The following is a 16,483-nucleotide window of genomic DNA, read 5'->3' as shown; positions in this document are numbered from 1 at the left end:
GCTTCGCGCCGTGTCTCTTCTTTTTGCGGGTGCCCCGTTTTCTGACGCCCCGCGCGGTCGACAATAGGAGCATGAGCCAGCAGGGGGACCCGCCCGCCACCGCCGACGACTGGTGGGGACGGCTGTACGACGCGTCCGCACGCGACACGGGTCCGGCCGGGCCGCCGGAGGACACGGTCGACGACCGCTTCGACTCGGCCACGGACACCCTCGGCGGCCGGGCCGCGCCCCCGCCCCGGCGCTACGACCAGGCCGTCGACGCCATCGACGTGACCGACGAGGACGAGGACGACTCCACCGACGAGGAGGTGGCGGACCGGCCCGTCTCCCCGCCCCCGGGCTGGTGGGAGGCGCACGGCGCCCACCCGGTGATGCCCGTTCCCGAGCCCCCGCCGACCGCCGCGCCCCCTCCGCCCCCGACCCCCGTGGCCCCCGCCCCGCTCGCGCCCCGGCCACGGGCGCCCTGGGAGCCGCCCCCCGCCGCCTTCGACCCCACCGCCCACGACCCGACAGGGACGGCCGTGCCCCGCGACCCGCGCACCTCCCACGAACCACCGCCGAACCCGGCCCGGCCCCCGGCGCCCCACCCCGCCCCGCACCCCGGCCACGTCGGCGACAGCCCGCCCGGTTACGCCGCCGAACCCACGGCCCTGCCCGCCGCCGAACCCGGCGCGCTCGACCAGCTCGTCGCCGACACCGTGCTCGACGGCGCCGAGTACGGCACATACACGCTCCGCGCCGCCTCCCTGCGCGGCGACGCGGCCCGCCACCGGGGCGAACCGCGCCGGGACGCCCTGCTCACCGCCCGCTTCGGCACCGGCCCCGGCGCCCTCGTGCTGGTCGCCGTGGCCACCGGCGCCCGCGCCACCGAGGGCGCCCACCTCTCCGCCGCCGACGCGTGCCGGTGGATCGGCGGCGCCGTCGGCCGCAGCCACAGCCGCCTCTCCGAGGACATAAGAGCCGGCCGCCGAGGCGACCTGAAATCCGGTCTGCACCGGCTCACCGACCGTACGTACGGCAAACTCCGCACCCACGCCGCCGAGTTGGGCCGCGACCCCGACGACTACACCGCGAGCCTGCGCTGTCTGCTGCTCCCCGCCGACCCCGGCTGCCGGACCCGGGTCTTCTTCGGTGTCGGCGGCGGCGGACTCTTCCGGCTGCGGGACGGCGCCTGGCAGGACCTGGAGCCGGTGCTCCCCGATCCCTCCGCCGTCCGGGGCGCACCGGTCCTCGGCTTCGGCTCCGCGCCCCCCGACGCCCCCACCGAACAAACCCCCGAGGGCGACCGGCTCACCATGGACCTGGAGATCACCAAGCCGCCGGGGCCGGTCGTCGAGGACCCCGTCCCGCCGCCCCCCGAGCCGTTCCGTTTCCGCGCCTCGGTGGCCCGTCCGGGCGACACGCTCCTGCTGACCAGTTCCGGGCTCGCCGAGCCCCTGCGCGGGGTCCCGGCCCTCGGCGCGGAACTGGCCGGGCGCTGGGCCTCCGGCGGCCCGCCGGGGCTGGCCGGCTATCTGTCGGACGTCGGACTGCGGGTCAAGGGGTACGCCGACGACCGCACGGCCGTCGGCGTCTGGGAGGCGTGAGCGCCCGGCGCGTGGGTTGATGGACAGCGGGCGCCGGACGGGGCGCCCCGGGACGGGTCCGCCCGGACCGCCGGAGACCGGAAGGGCGCGCCTCCATGGCCAGGCAGAACGTGGCGGAGCAGTTCGTCGACATCCTCGCCCGCGCGGGGGTGCGGCGGATGTACGGAGTCGTCGGTGACAGCCTCAACCCCGTGGTGGACGCCGTCCGCCGCAACGCGGCCGTCGACTGGGTCCAGGTCAGGCACGAGGAGGCGGCGGCCTTCGCGGCCGGCGCCGAGGCCCAGATCACCGGCCGGCTCGCCGTCTGCGCGGGCTCCTGCGGCCCCGGCAATCTGCATCTGATCAACGGGCTGTACGACGCGCACCGCTCCATGGCCCCCGTGCTGGCGCTCGCCTCGCACATCCCCACGGCCGAGATCGGCCTCGGCTTCTTCCAGGAGACGCACCCGGAGCGGCTGTTCGAGGAGTGCAGCCACTACAACGAGATGATCTCCAGCCCCGAACAGATGCCCCGGCTGGTCCGGACGGCCATCCAGCACGCGGTCGGCCGGGGCGGCGTCAGCGTGGTCACCCTGCCCGGCGACATCGCCTCCCGGCCCGCCCCGGCGAAGGCGGCCGAGCACGCCCTGGTCACCTCCCGGCCGACGGCCCGCCCCGGCGACCCGGAGATCGACAAACTGGTCCGGCTCATCGACGAGGCGGAGCGCGTCACCCTCTTCTGCGGCAGCGGGACGGCCGGGGCGCACGCCGAGGTGATGGAGTTCGCCGAGCGGATCAAGTCGCCGATCGGCCACGCCCTGCGCGGCAAGGAGTGGATTCAGTACGACAACAAGTTCGACGTCGGCATGAGCGGGCTGCTCGGTTACGGCGCCGCGTACGAGGCCACCCACGAGTGCGAGCTGCTCCTCCTGCTCGGCACCGACTTCCCGTACCACGCCTTCCTGCCGGACGGCTCCGACGTGAAGATCGCACAGGTCGACATCCGGCCCGAACGCCTCGGACGGCGCGCGCAGTTGGAGCTGGCGGTGTGGGGCGACGTACGGGAGACGCTGCGCTGTATCACTCCGCGCGTCCGGGCCAAGCACGACCGCCGCTTCCTGGACCGGATGCTGAAGAAGCACGCCGACGCGCTGGAGGGCGTGGTCGGGGCGTACACCCGCAAGGTCGACAAGCACGTCCCGATCCACCCGGAGTACGTGGCGTCCGTGCTGGACGAACTGGCCGACGACGACGCCGTGTTCACCGTCGACACCGGCATGTGCAACGTCTGGGCCGCCCGCTATCTGACGCCCAACGGGCGGCGCCGGGTGATCGGTTCGTTCAGCCACGGCTCGATGGCCAACGCCCTGCCGCAGGCGATCGGCGCGCAGTTCACCGACCGGGAGCGGCAGGTCGTCTCGATGTCGGGCGACGGCGGATTCGCCATGCTGATGGGCGACTTCCTCACCCTCGTCCAGTACGACCTGCCGGTCAAGATCGTGCTGTTCGACAACTCCGCCCTGGGGATGGTCGAGTTGGAGATGATGGTGGCCGGTCTGCCGGCGTACGGCACCACCAACCGCAACCCCGACTTCGCCGCCGTCGCCCGCGCCGCCGGGGCTTTCGGCGTCCGGGTGGAGAAGCCGAAACATCTCGCGGGCGCCCTCAAGGACGCCTTCCGGCACCCGGGACCGGCCCTGGTGGACGTGGTCACCGACCCCCACGCCCTGTCCATCCCGCCGAAGATCCGCGCCGACATGGTGCAGGGCTTCGCGCTCTCCGCCGGGAAGATGGTGCTGGACGGAGGGGTGGGCCGGATGGTGCAGATGGCCCGCTCCAACCTGCGGAACCTGCCGCGCCCCTGACCCCTCCGCCCGCCCCGGGGCTACGCCGGGGTGAACCGCAGCGTCAGGATCTGGAACGGCCGCAGCGAGACCCGCAGTCCGTCCGCCCCCGTCCCCGCCTCGTGCAGCGGACGCTCCAGCAGGTCCGTCACCCGGGCCTGGACAACGGGGAAGCCGGTGCGCAGCGTGCCCGAGGCGCGCCCGCCCGCCGACTCGTAGAGCCGTACCACCACATCACCGCTGCGATCCTCCGCGAGCTTCACCGACTCCACCGTGATGCCGGGGTGGTCGACATGGACCAGGGGCGCGGTCTCCGGCGCGGCGGCCACCCGCACCGGCAGGTTCAGCGCCAGTCCCTCGCGCACCGCCTCGGTCACCCCGGCGCCCGGCACCAGCGCGTAACGGAACCGGTGCGTGCCCAGATCCGTCTCCGGGTCGGGGCTGTGCGGGGCGCGCAGCAGCGTCAGCCGTACGGTCGTCCCCAGCCCCTCGCCGTGCGCGGCGCGCGTCACGTCGTGGCCGTACGTCGAGTCGTTGACCACCGCCACGCCGTACCCCGGCTCGGCCACCCGCAGCCAGCGGTGCGCGCAGATCTCGAAACGGGCCGCGTCCCAGCTGGTGTTGGTGTGCGTGGCACGGTGCACATGCCCGAACTGGATCTCGGCGGTGGACCGTTCGGCGTGCACGTCCAGCGGGAACGCGGCCTTCAGGACCTTCTCCGACTCCTGCCAGTCGACCTCGGTCAGCACGTCCACCCGCGCGCTGCCGGCCGCCAGCCGGATCTCCTGCACGATCCACGACGAGCCGAACGTACGGACCACCCGCACCGTCGCCCGCAGCGGGCCCTGCTCGGTCAGCTGCACCGACTCCGCCGTGGTGAGGTCGGTGTGCCGGTTCCGGTAGTGCCGGTCGATGTCCCAGGCGTCCCACTGGTTGGGGTGGTCCGGGTGCAGCTGGAGCAGATTGCCCCGCGCGCCGGGCGCCAGCACCTCACGGTCCGCCGTCAGATCCCGCACGGAGCCGAGCAGCCCGTCGCGGTCGACGGTGACCCGCAGCAGCCCGTTGTCCAGCACGATCGCGCCCGAACCCGCGCCGCGGGTCGTCACCTCCGTGACCCCGGACACCGGCTCGGTGCCGCCCAGCTGCGCCGTGCCGAGGCCGGGCACCCGGACGGCGACCGCCGACCGGCCGTGGCCGTTCAGCGCCTGCGCCGTACTGCCCTCGGGGAGGCTCGCCGTGTCCGCCTCGACGACCTCCGTCCGGTCGTAAGGGGACGCGTTGAGCACGGCGTTGCCGCCCCCGCCGAGCGCGGCGACCGCCGCCTCCGTGATCCCGGTCAGCTCCTCCCGCACCCGCGCGTAGGTGTCCCTGGCCTCCCGGTGCACCCACGCGATGGACGATCCCGGCAGGATGTCGTGGAACTGGTGCAGCAGCACCGTCTTCCACAGCCGGTCCAGCGCGTCGTACGGATACGCGTACGACGGGGTCCGCAGCGCCGCCGCCGTCGCCCACAACTCGGCCTCCCGCAGCAGGTGTTCACTGCGGCGGTTGCCCTGCTTGGTCTTCGCCTGCGTGGTGTACGTCGCCCGGTGCAGCTCCAGATACAGCTCGCCCGACCAGACGGGGGCCTTCGCCCCGTACTCCTCCTCGGCGGCGGCGAAGAACGCCGACGGCTTCTCGATCTCGACCCGCGGGGAGCCCTCCAGGGACCTCAGCCGGCGGGCCTTCTCCAGCATCTCGCGGGTGGGACCGCCTCCGCCGTCGCCCCAGCCGAACGGGACCAGCGAGCGCGACGCCCGGCCCTTGTCGGCGAAGTTCCTTTCGGCGTGCGCCAGTTCGGACGCGTGGAACTGCGCGTTGTAGGTGTCGACCGGCGGGAAGTGCGTGAAGACCCGGGTGCCGTCGATGCCCTCCCACCAGAAGGTGTGGTGCGGCATCTTGTTGGACTGGTTCCACGACAGCTTCTGGGTGAGGAACCACTTCACCCCCGCCAGCTTGGCCAGTTGGGGGAACGCCGCCGTGTAGCCGAAGGAGTCCGGCAGCCAGATCTCCTCCGTCTCGACACCCAGCTCCTCCCGGAAGAACCGCGTACCGTGCACGAGCTGCCGGGCCAGCGCCTCGCCGCCCGGCATGTTGGCGTCCGACTCCACCCACATCGAGCCCACCGGGGCCCAGTTGCCGTCCGCCACCGCCTTCTTGATCCGCTCCCAGACGTGCGGCTGGTGCTCCTTGACCCACGCGTACTGCTGGGCCTGCGAACACGCGAAGACCAGCTCCGGGTACTCCCCGGCGAGCGCCGTGACGTTGGCGAAGGTCCGCGACGCCTTCCGTACGGTCTCCCGCAGCGGCCACAGCCACGCCGAGTCGATGTGCGCGTGCCCGGCGGCCGAGACCCGGTGGGCGCTGGGCGCGGCCGGGCTCGCCAGCACCCCGGCCAGTTCGGCGCGGCCCGCCTCCGCCGTACCCGCCACGTCGTGCAGGTCGAGCGCGTCCAGCATGTTCTCCAGCGCGCGCAGGATCTCGTGCCGCCGCGACCGGTCGGCGGGCAGCTCCGCCATCAGCTCCGACAGCACCTCGATGTCGAGCACCAGATGCCACACGTTCTCGTCCAGCACGGCGATGTCGGCGGCGGCGAACGTGTACAACGGGCCGTCCCCGGCGGTCCGTACGTCCCCGAGCGGCGACGGCGCGAAGTCGCCCGGCATCGACGGGTTCGCGGCGGCTTCGAGCAGCAGATGGATCGCCTCGCCGCCCTCGGCCGGCGCGGCGACCGGGACATGGCGGTTGCGCGGATGCACCCCTTTGAGGGGCACACCGGCCGCGTCGTGGACCATGCCCTCGGCCTGGAAGCCCGGCCCCTCGCCGGTGAAGCCCGGATCGATCACGACCTCCACCCGCCGCCCGGCGTACTCGTCGGGGACCACGCCCTCCAGCCGGAACCAGCTGGTCGACCAGGGCGCACCCCAGGGCGTGCCGGTCGTGAACGGGGTGTACGTGGCCTGGAGCGCCTGTCCCACGGGCACCGGCTCGCCCGGCACCTCCCAGACGGAGAGGGCGAGCGGTGTTCTGGCCGCGTACTGCGCGGGACGGATGAACTGGCGCAGGGCGCGCGCCAGCCGGCCTTCCACCAGGGTGCGGTCGTCGTGCATCGGGGCTCCTCGGGTCGCTGGCTCGGCCTTCCGGAACGACGGGCTCCGGGTGTGCCGCCGCTCTCGCAACCCTCCTTTCCCACGAGGAGCGCCGGGCACTCGCCGCCGTACCCGCCCGGACCCGGACAGCGAGGCGTGGCCGGAGGTGAGTGGGGCATGCATCTCGGGAAGAACGTTCACGAGAGGAAGCCCGCACGACGACGAACCGCATGGGGGCAGGAGTCATGAGAGGCACGGGGGAGCAGGCGCGACTGCTGAGCAAGCAGTTGCTCCGCAGAGTCGAGAGCGCCGATCTCACGGCGGTGCCCGAAGTCCGGCACGCGCTGCGTGAGTTGCTGAGCCATTGGCGCGCCCGGGAGTCCGCGGAGGTGGCGGAGCTCCTGACCAGTGAGCTGGTGACCAACGCGCTGGTGCACACCGAGCACGGGGCGGTGGTCAAGGCGACGGTCGCCGATTCCCGGCTACGGGTGGAGGTGCGGGACTTCGTGGATGCCCCGCCGACGCCGGACGAGCCGACCGAGGACGACGGCACCCATGGGCGGGGGCTGGTCCTGGTGGAGGGGCTCGCCGACTCCTGGGGCGTCCGGGCGCAGGGGCTGGGCAAGATGGTCTGGTTCGAACTGAACGGCGGGACGGCGGCCTGAGCCGGATCGGCCGAGCGGCCGAACAGCGGGACGGCCCTCTGAGCCGGGTGGCCGAGCCGCGGGACTGCCGCCCGAGCCGAGCGGCCGAGCAGCGGGACGGCGGGGACGGCCGTCCGGGACCGGCCGTGACGGCCCGGGACCTTCACCGGAAACGGCTGAGCGGTGTGCCGGGACCCGGTACACCGCTCAGCCGTCTCGTACGCCCCCGTCGCCGGCGGGCGACGACCCACTCAGCCGTACTGCTTCTCCAGATCGGTGAGCTTGCGCTCCAGGGAGTCGATCCGGTGCAGCGCCATGGTGTCGTCCTCGGCCGTCAGGTCGACGGTACGGCCCTCGCCGCTCCTGGCCGCCGGAAGGGACGGGCGGGACGGTACGGGCAGCGGGTCCGACGCGCCGCGTTCGGAGGTGAGCTCCGGTATGACGGGCTCCGGAGAGCCCGGCCCCACGGCGGCCGGCGAGGCACCGGCGCCCGCCATCTCGATCTGCCGGCCCCGGCCGCGTCCCCACGCCCGGTGCTGCCGGTTGAGCGCCTTGATCCTCGCCCGGCCCAGCTTCTCCTGCTCACGCTGCCGCTGCTTGCTCTCCTGCTTCTGCCGCCGGTCGTCGCGCACCTCGTCCACGGCCTCGTCCAGCGTGCGTACGCCTTCCAGCAGCATGAGCGACCAGGCGGCGAAGGTCTCCCGGGGCGCCCGCAGCCACCGGACGATCCGGATCTGCGGCAACGGCCGGGGAACCAGGCCCTGTTCGCGCAGTGCGGCCCGGCGGGTCTGCTTCAGCGCCCGGTCGAAGAGCACGGCGGCCGAGAGCGACATCCCGGCGAAGAACTGCGGGGCGCCCGCGTGGTCCAGCCCGCGCGGCGCGTGCACCCAGTTGAACCAGGCCGCGGCCCCGGCGAACGTCCACACCAGAAGGCGCGAGCCGAGCGCCGCGTCGCCGTGGCTGGCCTCACGCACGGCCAGCACGGAGCAGAACATCGCCGCCCCGTCGAGGCCGAACGGGACGAGGTACTCCCAGCCGCCGCTGAGATTGAGATTCTGCCGGCCGAAGCCGACGAGTCCGTGGAAGGAGAGCGCGGCGGCCACGGCGGCGCAGCAGAACAGCAGCAGATAGGAGGCGGTCCCGTAGACCGCTTCCTTCCGTCTGCGCCGTTCCTCGCTGCGCTCCCAGGTGTCCTCGGTCGTGGCCTTGCCGCCCGCGCGCTTGCCGCGCGTGATGATCGCCACCGCCGCCAGGATCCCGACGAGCATCACGGCGCCCGGAATAAGCCAGTTGAGAGGGAATTCGGTCAGTCGCATGCGGTGTCCCTTGCATCGCAGTGGGGTGTTTCGGGCGTCATAGTGGCCGAACCGCGAACGCGCACAGCGGGTTTCGGGACAAGAGCACGCCAACGAGGCGCAAGGATACGCGCACAGGAGTGATCCCCTCGAACTGCCGCCAGGGAAAAATGAGTTGTGTTCGATTTTTCTGGGGGCCGAAGCCACCTGGACGGGTGGCATGGTTCAACGAAGGCCGCAGCGGCGTCAGTTACGGCTGGCGCGCAGCCGGCGCACCCGGTCGGCGTCGCACGTGCGCGGGCAGGTCACACAGGTGTCCTCGGGCCGCAGCGTGTAGAAGAGACAGCAGCTCGCCCGGTCCCTGGTCGGCAGCGACTCGCCCTCGGGGCCCCGCAGTTCGCGGAAGCCCGCCGTACCGACGTACGGCTTCGTGGTGCCCGGCAGCAGCAGTTCCAGCTCGGCCATCGCGCGCTCCTCCTCACCCAGCAGATGCGCGACGTACCAGAGGCCCTCGACGATCTCGTCGGTCGCCATGCTCCACAGCGCGTGGTCGCGGCGCCGCATGCGCGGCCCGAAACCGGCGAGCACCGGGCCGAGATGCTCGGCCACCGCCGCCCGCACCTCCCCGCGCAGCGCCTCCTCGTCCGGGACGGTCCGGGCGCCCGGCAGAGCGGCGGCCGGATCGTCCGGCAGACAGGCGAACTCCTCGATCCGGACGGCCATCCGGCCGCGCGCCCGCTGGAAGGCCACACTGTCCACCGGCACCCGGGGCACCCGGCGGCTCAGGAACCAGGGCACGGTGATCAGCAGACAGGCGGGCCAGGCGTAGCGGTGCAGTCCGAAGGACGCGACGACGTCGGGGCGGGCCCGCTGCGCGTAGTCGCGCAGCACCTGCGCGTCGTCCCAGGTGAGATACGTGTCGACGGCCTCGCCGCCCGCCGCGAGTTCCCCCGCTCCGACCCAGCCGTCCCCGTCCGCCGGACGCTCGTCGTCCGTCAGCTCGTGGATGCGCAGCGACGGGAACGCCTCCGTCAGCCGGCGATAGGCATCGGCGACCGGAGAGGCGTTCCGGCCGGGCAGCAGGGCGTGCGCAGACATTCCTGGGGGACCACCGAATCGCGATCGTTTGAAGGTGAGGCTTACCTTACCCGACACGAATGATGTGGGAACCGTGTCCCTGTCCGCCTATGGTGCTCCGGGGGCCCCGCTCGTGCGAGCCGGGCCGACGGCGGACCGACGGCGGACCGTGACCGGCCCGGGAGGAGGCGCCGTGGAGCAGGGCGGAGCGCACGACGGCGCGGCCGTACCCGGCGACGCCCGGGAGTCCGCGCGGCCCCGCGAGACCGCGTCCCCGTCCACGACCACGCAGGCCGGCGGCCCGCCACGGGTCCCCGGGCAGGCCCGCGGTGAACACACGTACGACACATCCCGCCCCGGCCCCGCCGCCCGCCGGCCGTCGGTTCCCCCGCCCGCCGACCCCCGCGCCGACCGGTCCGCGCCGCTCGCCCCGCCCGCGCCCGGCGTACGCCGCACCGTGCGGCGTCACTCCGTGCGCGGCCAGATCCTCGACGCGCTCCGTGCCGCACTCGTCAGCGGTGAGCTGGTGCCCGGCGAGGTCTACTCCGGCCCCGCGCTCGGCGAGCGCTTCGGCGTGTCCGCCACCCCCGTGCGCGAGGCCATGCAGCGGCTTGTCCTCGAAGGCGCCGTGGAGGTCGTGCCCAACCGGGGCTTCCGGATCGCCGAACGCACCGGCCGCGACCTCGCCGAGCTGGCCGAGGTACGCGCGCTCATCGAGGTCCCGGTGATACTCGGCCTGTCCCGTACCGTCCCCGCCGAGCGCTGGACCGAACTGCGCCCGCTCGCCGAGGCGACCCGCACGGCGGCGGCCGACGGCGATCCCGCCGTGTACGCCGACCGCGACCGCGCCTTCCACGGCGCGCTCCTCGCCCTCTCCGGCAACCGCCAGCTGGTCATGGTCGCCGACGAACTGCACCGCCGCACGCAGTGGCCGCCCGCCGGGGCGCCGAGGGCGGTCCGGGCGGCGCTCGTCGCGGACGCCGCCGAGCACGCCGCCCTGCTGGAGGCCCTGATCGCCGGGGACCCGCCGACCGTACGGGCGCGCGTGCGGGAGCACTTCCGGGGCATGGAGGACTGACCGCCCCACGCCCGCCGGCGGGGACGGCTCCCCCGCTTTGGCCGTGCGCGCCGGTACCGGTAGCGTCACTCAGTCTTCACCCAACGGCCATCCACACCACGGGACGTCATGCGCGCCAGCAGTCCTCGTCAGCCCTCCGCCACCCCCGACCGGTCCGGGCTCTCCGGCCGTGACCGGCTGCCCTCCCTGACCGGCCTGCGGTTCTGGGCCGCGCTGATCGTGGTGCTCTACCACCTGTCGCGGCAGGTCGGCGAGATCCCCGGCCTCAGCCAGGCCACCTGGTACGGGCGCAGCGGCGTCACGTTCTTCTTCGTCCTGTCCGGCTTCGTCCTCGCCTGGACGTACGACGGCCAGCGGGTGCCCGCGACGGTCTTCCTGTGGCGGCGCTTCGCCCGCATCTGGCCGCTGCTCGTGGTGACCTCGGCGGCCTCGGTCGCCGTCTGGATCGCCATCGGCAAGGAGGTGTCCACGAAGGCCGTCCTCGCCACCCTGCTGATGGTGCACGCGTGGGTGGCCGATCCGGTGATCCAGAAGGGCGCGAACCCGGCGGCCTGGTCGCTCAGCGACGAAGCCTGGTTCTATCTGGTCTTCCCGCTCCTGATGCTTCTTCCGGCGCTGCGCTCCGGCCGGGGCCGCTTCTGGACCGCCGTGACGATGTGCGTCGCGCTCGTCCTGGTGTGGTTCGCCAGTGCGCTGATCGACACCGGCGCCACCCGTGTCTGGCTGCTCGACTACTTCCCGCCGACGCGCATGCTCCAGTTCGTGGTCGGGGTCGCCGCCGGGCTCGCCGTCAAACGCGGCTGGCGCCCACCGGTCGCCCTGCCCGCGGCGATCGGCCTGGTCGCGCTCTGGCACCTGGCCCTGATCCCGTGGCACGCGGCCGTCCCCGACAGCCTCTGGTACAGCCCGTACAGCGCCTCGCAACTGCTCTCCGCGCCGATCTTCGCCCTGCTGGTGTGCGCGGCGGCGCAGGCCGACCTGGCGGGCGGCCGTACGGGCCTCGGCGGCACCTGGTCGGTACGGCTGGGGCACTGGTCGTTCGCCTGGTACCTGGTCCACGAGATCGTCATCCGCGCGCTGCTCGCCCGCTTCGGGCGTACGGAGACCCTGGCGACCACCGCCGGGTTCTGGCTGCTGGCGATCGTGATCAGCCTGGCCCTGGCGGGGATGGCGTACCAGTGGGTGGAGCACCCCCTGGAACGCCTGCTGCGCCGGGCGGGCCCCCAGGCACGCAAGCCCGGATCACCGCTCGACTCGGCCCGCCCGGGGGCGGCTGCCGGAACGGCCGGCCCCGCGACATCCACGTCGATCACGGGTCCGGAGCGGGGCGGGCCCCGGGGCTGAGGAGGGGGCGGCGCGTTGCTGAGCCGGTGAAGGCCGCTGCCTGACGAGCCTTATGCCGCCGGCCCGGGGCGGCCCGCGGCGCGGCGGGGTCCGCCCCGGGCGGGGAGGCGAGCCGCGCGTGTCCGCCCGGCCCCACGCCGGGCGCGTACTGCCGGGCATCGTCCACGACGTCGTACGTACTCGCCGGTCAGGCGCGTGCGCTGCGTCGCCTCGTACGTCCGGACCGTCCCCGGGACCGGCGTCCGTACGTCTGCGCGCCCGCTCCGGGGCCCGACCCGCCCGGCGCCGCACGCACCGCACCCTCGGCCGGGCCACCGCAGGCGTCGTATGCCCCCGGGGCCGGCCCCAAGCTCCGCCGGACAGGCCCTACGCCGCCGTGCTCGGTGCGAGTTGTGCCGCCAGCCAGGTCGGTACGCCGCCCAGCAGCCGGAACAGCCGGGCCGCCTCCGCGCGCAGCCGGGTCGCCTCCGGCTCAGGCTCGGCGTCCGCCAGTGCGGCGAGGGCCGGGGCCGTACCGACCAGATAGCCCAACTCCTCACGGATCCGCAGCGATTCGCCGAAGCCGTGCCGTGCCTCCGCCAACTCCCCCTCGCGCAGGGCGAGTCCGGCCAGATGGCGCCAGGTGAAGGAGAGCAGCAGCGGCTGCCCGTGCGTGGTGGCGCCCGCGTGGGCGCGCCGGTAGGCGGCGAGCGCCGACTGGGGGGAGTCCGAGAGATGTTCGGCGATCAGGCCGCGGCGGAAGTCCAGCAGCGGTCTGCCGGGCGCCGTCGGGGCGAGCAGCGCGGCGGCCCGCCCGAGCGCGGCGCGCGCCTCGTCGGCCCGGTCCCGTACGCCGAGGATCGTCGCCGCGTAGGCGAGATGACCGCGCTCACCGGCGGCGGCGCCGCGTTCGTCGTCCTCCCGGGCGGTCGCCTCCGCGACCCGGAGCGCGTCCTCCGCCTCGGCCCATCCCTCACCGGTGAACATGCAGCGCTCCACCAGCAGCGAGGCCCGCTGGAGGGAGGCCGCGGCGCCCGGCCGGGGCGCGAGCAGAGCGGCGGCGTCGGTCCAGCAGCCGCGCGAGCGCAACCGCCATACCGCGGTCTGGAGTGGGTCGTCCCCGGTGATGGATCCGGAACCAGACATGGCGGTATCCGCCACATTGCCCTCCCCGAGCGCGCCATTGTGCTGTTGAGTTCTCCCGCATCTCAGCACGGATCGGCACGCCGGGCCAGTAGCCCAGGTGAAAAAATTCACAATGCCTTGGTCAACTTGGTCTCGACAGCGACGCTTTCGACACCCCGTCAGCCGGTCCGCGACCGCTCTCCGACCGGGTGTCCGTGATCTCCGTCACCCGCGCTGACCTGCGCGCGGTGTCCGCCGGCCGACGCGCGGCGGGTGTCGTGCGCGGGCCGCCGAGCCCGTCCGCCCGGAGCGGTTGGATCTCCGGTCGACCGCCACGGGTGACGGCGGTCAACCGTGTCATCCGGTGCCGTTCCCGGTGTCGCGCGGGCCGCGACCGGTGCCGCGTCGGCCTGCCACCGGTACGCGGAGGGTGACGCACCGTCAACTCATGCGCAGGGCAAGGAAGAAGTCCAGCTTGTCCTCCAGCCGCGCCAGATCGCGGCCGGTCAGCTGCTCGATACGGCCCACCCGGTACCGCAGCGTGTTCACATGCAGATGCAGCCGGGCCGCGCAGCGGGTCCAGGAGCCGTCGCAGTCCAGGAACGCCTCCAGGGTCGGGACCAGTTCGGCGCGGTGGCGGCGGTCGTAGTCGCGCAGCGGGTCGAGCAGCCGCGCGGTGAACGCGCGCCGTACGTCGTCCGGGACGAACGGCAACAGCAGGACGTGCGAGGCCAGTTCGTGGTGCCCGGCGCCGCACACCGGGCCCGGCCGGGCGGCGGCCACCCGGCGGGCGTGCCGGGCCTCCTCCAGCGCGCCGCGCAGACCCTCCGCCGAGCGCACGGCCGCGCTGACGCCGAGGGTCAGCCGCCCGTCGTCCGCCAGACCGGCGGCCAGCGGTTCGCGTACCGCCGCCAGCAGCGTCTCGGCGTGCAGGCCCCCGCTCATCGGCCCGGGGAGCGCGCCGTCGCCGTCCGGTCCGGGGGCGGACTCCGGCCCCGGCATCGGGAGCAGCGCGACCGCCTCGCCGCCGGAGTGCGCCACCGCGATCCGGTCGCCCGACTCCGGGTCCGCCGTCGCCGGGTCGGCCAGGATCTCCTCCAGCACCGACCGGGCCACCGCGCCCGCCTCGTCCTCGCCCGTCCCGCCGCCCGTCCCGCTCTCCGTGCCCGTGCCGGTCTCGTCCGGCCCCGCCCCGTCCGCCCAGTCGACGCGCGCCACCACCAGCTGCCAGTACGGCTCCGCCCCCCGGCCCGGTACCAGGACCGGAGCCGCGACCCGCAGCCGGGCCGCGATGTCGGCGGGCGGGGCGCCCGTCCGGACCAGCCCCAGGATCTCCTGGGCGAGCCGGCGCCGTACCGTACGCGCCGCCTCCCGCCGGTCCCGTTCGACGGCGATCAGTTCCGTGACGCCCCGGAGCAGATCCAGCCGGGGCGTGCCCCACTCACCGGCGTCCGACTCCACGGCCAGCAGCCAGTCGGACAGGACCCGCGCGCGTACGTCCCCGGCCGGGCCCCCGGACGCCGCACCGGCAGGCCCGGCGGCGCCGCGTACCGGGAACAGCGAGTACGTCTTCCCGCCCAGCGCCACCCGGTGCGGCGCCCGCCGCCCCGCGCGCGTGGCCGCCAGATGCTCGGCCGCCAGCGCCGCGCCCGCCGGGGCGGCCAGCGGACCGCCCGCGATCCGGCGCCCGGTGGGGGAGAGCACCCACGCCCGCAGGTCCAGATCCGTACCGAGCAGGTCCAGCACGACCTCCGGTCCGCCACCGCCCGGCCCCGACGTCATCAGCCGGTGGTGCCGGTCCACGACAGCGGCCAGGTCCCCGGCGCGCTCGCCCGACACCCGCCGCACCACGTACTCGGTGATCGACGCGAACGCGACCGCCTCGTTCACCGCGAACAGCGGCAGCCGGTGCCGCGCGCACGCCCCGACCAGATCGTCCGGGATCGCGCCCAGCTCGGCCTCGCCGGCCGCCAGCCCCGCCACCCCGGCGCCGGTGAGGAGCCGGACGAACGCCTCGGAGTCCTCGGGCGCGCGCCGCCAGGCCAGCCCCGTCAGCACCAGCTCGCCGCCCGACAGATAGCGGCTCGGATCCCGCAGATCGGTGGTCATCACACCCCGAACGGAACGGTCCAGCTCGTCCCCGCCGCCGAGCAGCCGCAGGCCCAGCGCGTCGGTCTCCAGCAGTGCGCGCAGCCGCATCTCGTCGCCGCCGATCTGTTCTCGTCTCGTCCACCGAATTTGTTCGAATCTACAAGACCCGGAAGGCGCCCGGCGAACAGCTTCATGGTTTCGGTGACTGCCCCGGACGGGCTAGGACCGGTGTACTTGAGCCCCCCGGCGTCAACAGCTAGGTCCTGTCCGCCGAACAGGGCCCGGTGCACTCCCGCGTAGGACAACGGCCGGTGCGCCGTGTGGGACCACCGGCGCGAGGACAGCCGCCGGACCGGCGGCCGGCACTCCCGGCCGTCCCCGGGCTCCCGTGAACGCCCGATCACGAATGAAGAGAGCCGCTCATGGACTTCCTTCGCCCCGCCGGCTGGGAGGACGCGCTCGCCGCCAAGGCCGAGCACCCCACCGCCGTCCCCCTCGCCGGCGGCACCGACGTCATGGTCGAGATCAACTTCGACCACCGGCGGCCCGCGTACCTGCTGGACCTCAACCGCGTCGGCGACCTGTTCGAGTGGTCCGTCGGCGAGGACCACGTCCGGCTCGGCGCCTCCGTCCCGTACACCCGGATCATGGAGAACCTGCGGACCGAACTGCCCGGACTCGCGCTCGCCTCGCACACCGTCGGCTCGCCGCAGATCCGCAACCGGGGCTCCGTCGGCGGCAACCTCGGCGCGGCCTCGCCCGCCGGGGACGCGCACCCCGCGCTCCTCGCGGCGGGCGCGGAGGTGGAGGTCGAGTCCGTGCGCGGGGTCCGCCGCATCCCCGTCGAGGAGTTCTACACGGGCGTCAAGCGCAACGCGCTCGCCCCGGACGAGCTGATCAAGGCCGTCCTCATCAAGAAGGCGTCGGGCCCGCAGCAGTTCTCCAAGGTCGGCACCCGCAACGCGATGGTCATCGCGGTCTGCGCGTTCGGCATCGCCCTGCACCCCGACACCCGCACCGTGAAGACCGGCATCGGCTCCGCCGCGCCTACCCCGCTGCGGGCCCGCGTCGCCGAGGACTTCCTCAACGCGGCGCTGGAGGAGGGCGGCTTCTGGGACAACGGCGGGATCATCACCCCGTCCGTCGCCAAGGAGTTCGCCGCTCTCGCCTCCGCCGCCTGCAACCCGATCGACGACGTGCGCGGCACCGCCGCGTACCGCCGCCACGCCGTGGGCGTCATGGCCCGCCGCACCCTCGGCTGGGCCTGGGAGCAGTACCGGGCCACCGGCACCACACTGGAAGGAGCCGCATAA

The 16,483-nt window shown here is 74.1% G+C and carries 11 protein-coding genes; 6 read left to right on the top strand and 5 right to left on the bottom strand.

Annotation, left to right across the window (positions count from 1 at the left end):
• The first annotated feature begins 71 nt into the window (after positions 1-71).
• Both OG875_RS04250 and OG875_RS04245 read left to right on the top strand, forming a co-directional pair.
• Complete coding sequence (locus tag OG875_RS04250; protein WP_330172866.1) at positions 72-1,586, top strand: protein phosphatase 2C domain-containing protein; 1,515 nt, start codon at positions 72-74, stop codon at positions 1,584-1,586.
• 95 nt (positions 1,587-1,681) lie between these two features.
• On the top strand, positions 1,682-3,430 hold the full coding sequence (locus OG875_RS04245) for a pyruvate dehydrogenase (RefSeq protein WP_330172865.1): 1,749 nt from the start codon (positions 1,682-1,684) through the stop codon (positions 3,428-3,430).
• A 20-nt stretch (positions 3,431-3,450) separates the two neighbouring features.
• Here the strand turns inward: OG875_RS04245 and OG875_RS04240 are convergent, their stop codons facing one another.
• Positions 3,451-6,558: an alpha-mannosidase gene (locus OG875_RS04240; protein WP_330172864.1), complete on the bottom strand. Its 3,108-nt coding sequence runs from the start codon at positions 6,556-6,558 to the stop codon at positions 3,451-3,453.
• Between the two features lie 224 nt (positions 6,559-6,782).
• Between OG875_RS04240 and OG875_RS04235 the strand changes: the two genes are divergently transcribed.
• Positions 6,783-7,202, top strand: a complete 420-nt coding sequence (locus OG875_RS04235; protein ID WP_330172863.1) for an ATP-binding protein — start codon at positions 6,783-6,785, stop codon at positions 7,200-7,202.
• A 230-nt stretch (positions 7,203-7,432) separates the two neighbouring features.
• Here the strand turns inward: OG875_RS04235 and OG875_RS04230 are convergent, their stop codons facing one another.
• Entirely contained in the window at positions 7,433-8,497 is a 1,065-nt protein-coding gene (locus OG875_RS04230; RefSeq protein ID WP_330172862.1) for a DUF2637 domain-containing protein, read from the bottom strand.
• A gap of 225 nt (positions 8,498-8,722) precedes the next feature.
• Positions 8,723-9,574: a (2Fe-2S)-binding protein gene (locus tag OG875_RS04225; RefSeq protein WP_330172861.1), complete on the bottom strand. Its 852-nt coding sequence runs from the start codon at positions 9,572-9,574 to the stop codon at positions 8,723-8,725.
• Positions 9,575-9,746: 172 nt separating this feature from the next.
• Between OG875_RS04225 and OG875_RS04220 the strand changes: the two genes are divergently transcribed.
• Both OG875_RS04220 and OG875_RS04215 read left to right on the top strand, forming a co-directional pair.
• The gene (locus OG875_RS04220; protein ID WP_330172860.1) at positions 9,747-10,631 is read left to right on the top strand and encodes a GntR family transcriptional regulator; all 885 of its coding nucleotides are present in this window, start codon (positions 9,747-9,749) and stop codon (positions 10,629-10,631) included.
• A 108-nt stretch (positions 10,632-10,739) separates the two neighbouring features.
• Positions 10,740-11,975 carry an acyltransferase family protein gene (locus OG875_RS04215; RefSeq protein ID WP_330172859.1) on the top strand — a complete coding sequence of 412 codons (1,236 nt, stop codon included), beginning with the start codon at positions 10,740-10,742 and terminating at the stop codon, positions 11,973-11,975.
• A 366-nt stretch (positions 11,976-12,341) separates the two neighbouring features.
• On the opposite strand, the gene OG875_RS04210 is transcribed toward OG875_RS04215, so the two are convergent.
• Both OG875_RS04210 and OG875_RS04205 read right to left on the bottom strand, forming a co-directional pair.
• Positions 12,342-13,100 carry a hypothetical protein gene (locus tag OG875_RS04210; protein WP_330172858.1) on the bottom strand — a complete coding sequence of 253 codons (759 nt, stop codon included), beginning with the start codon at positions 13,098-13,100 and terminating at the stop codon, positions 12,342-12,344.
• Between the two features lie 420 nt (positions 13,101-13,520).
• Positions 13,521-15,278, bottom strand: a complete 1,758-nt coding sequence (locus OG875_RS04205) for a PucR family transcriptional regulator ligand-binding domain-containing protein (protein ID WP_330172857.1) — start codon at positions 15,276-15,278, stop codon at positions 13,521-13,523.
• Positions 15,279-15,592: 314 nt separating this feature from the next.
• Between OG875_RS04205 and OG875_RS04200 the strand changes: the two genes are divergently transcribed.
• Positions 15,593-16,483 (top strand): FAD binding domain-containing protein, encoded by an 891-nt coding sequence (locus tag OG875_RS04200; protein ID WP_330172856.1) that lies wholly within the window; start codon positions 15,593-15,595, stop codon positions 16,481-16,483.

The organism is Streptomyces sp. NBC_01498 (assembly GCF_036327775.1).
Taxonomy (GTDB): Bacteria; Actinomycetota; Actinomycetes; order Streptomycetales; family Streptomycetaceae; genus Streptomyces.
Note: the sequence above shows the minus strand (reverse complement) of the source record. Positions and strands in the feature narration are given on the sequence as shown.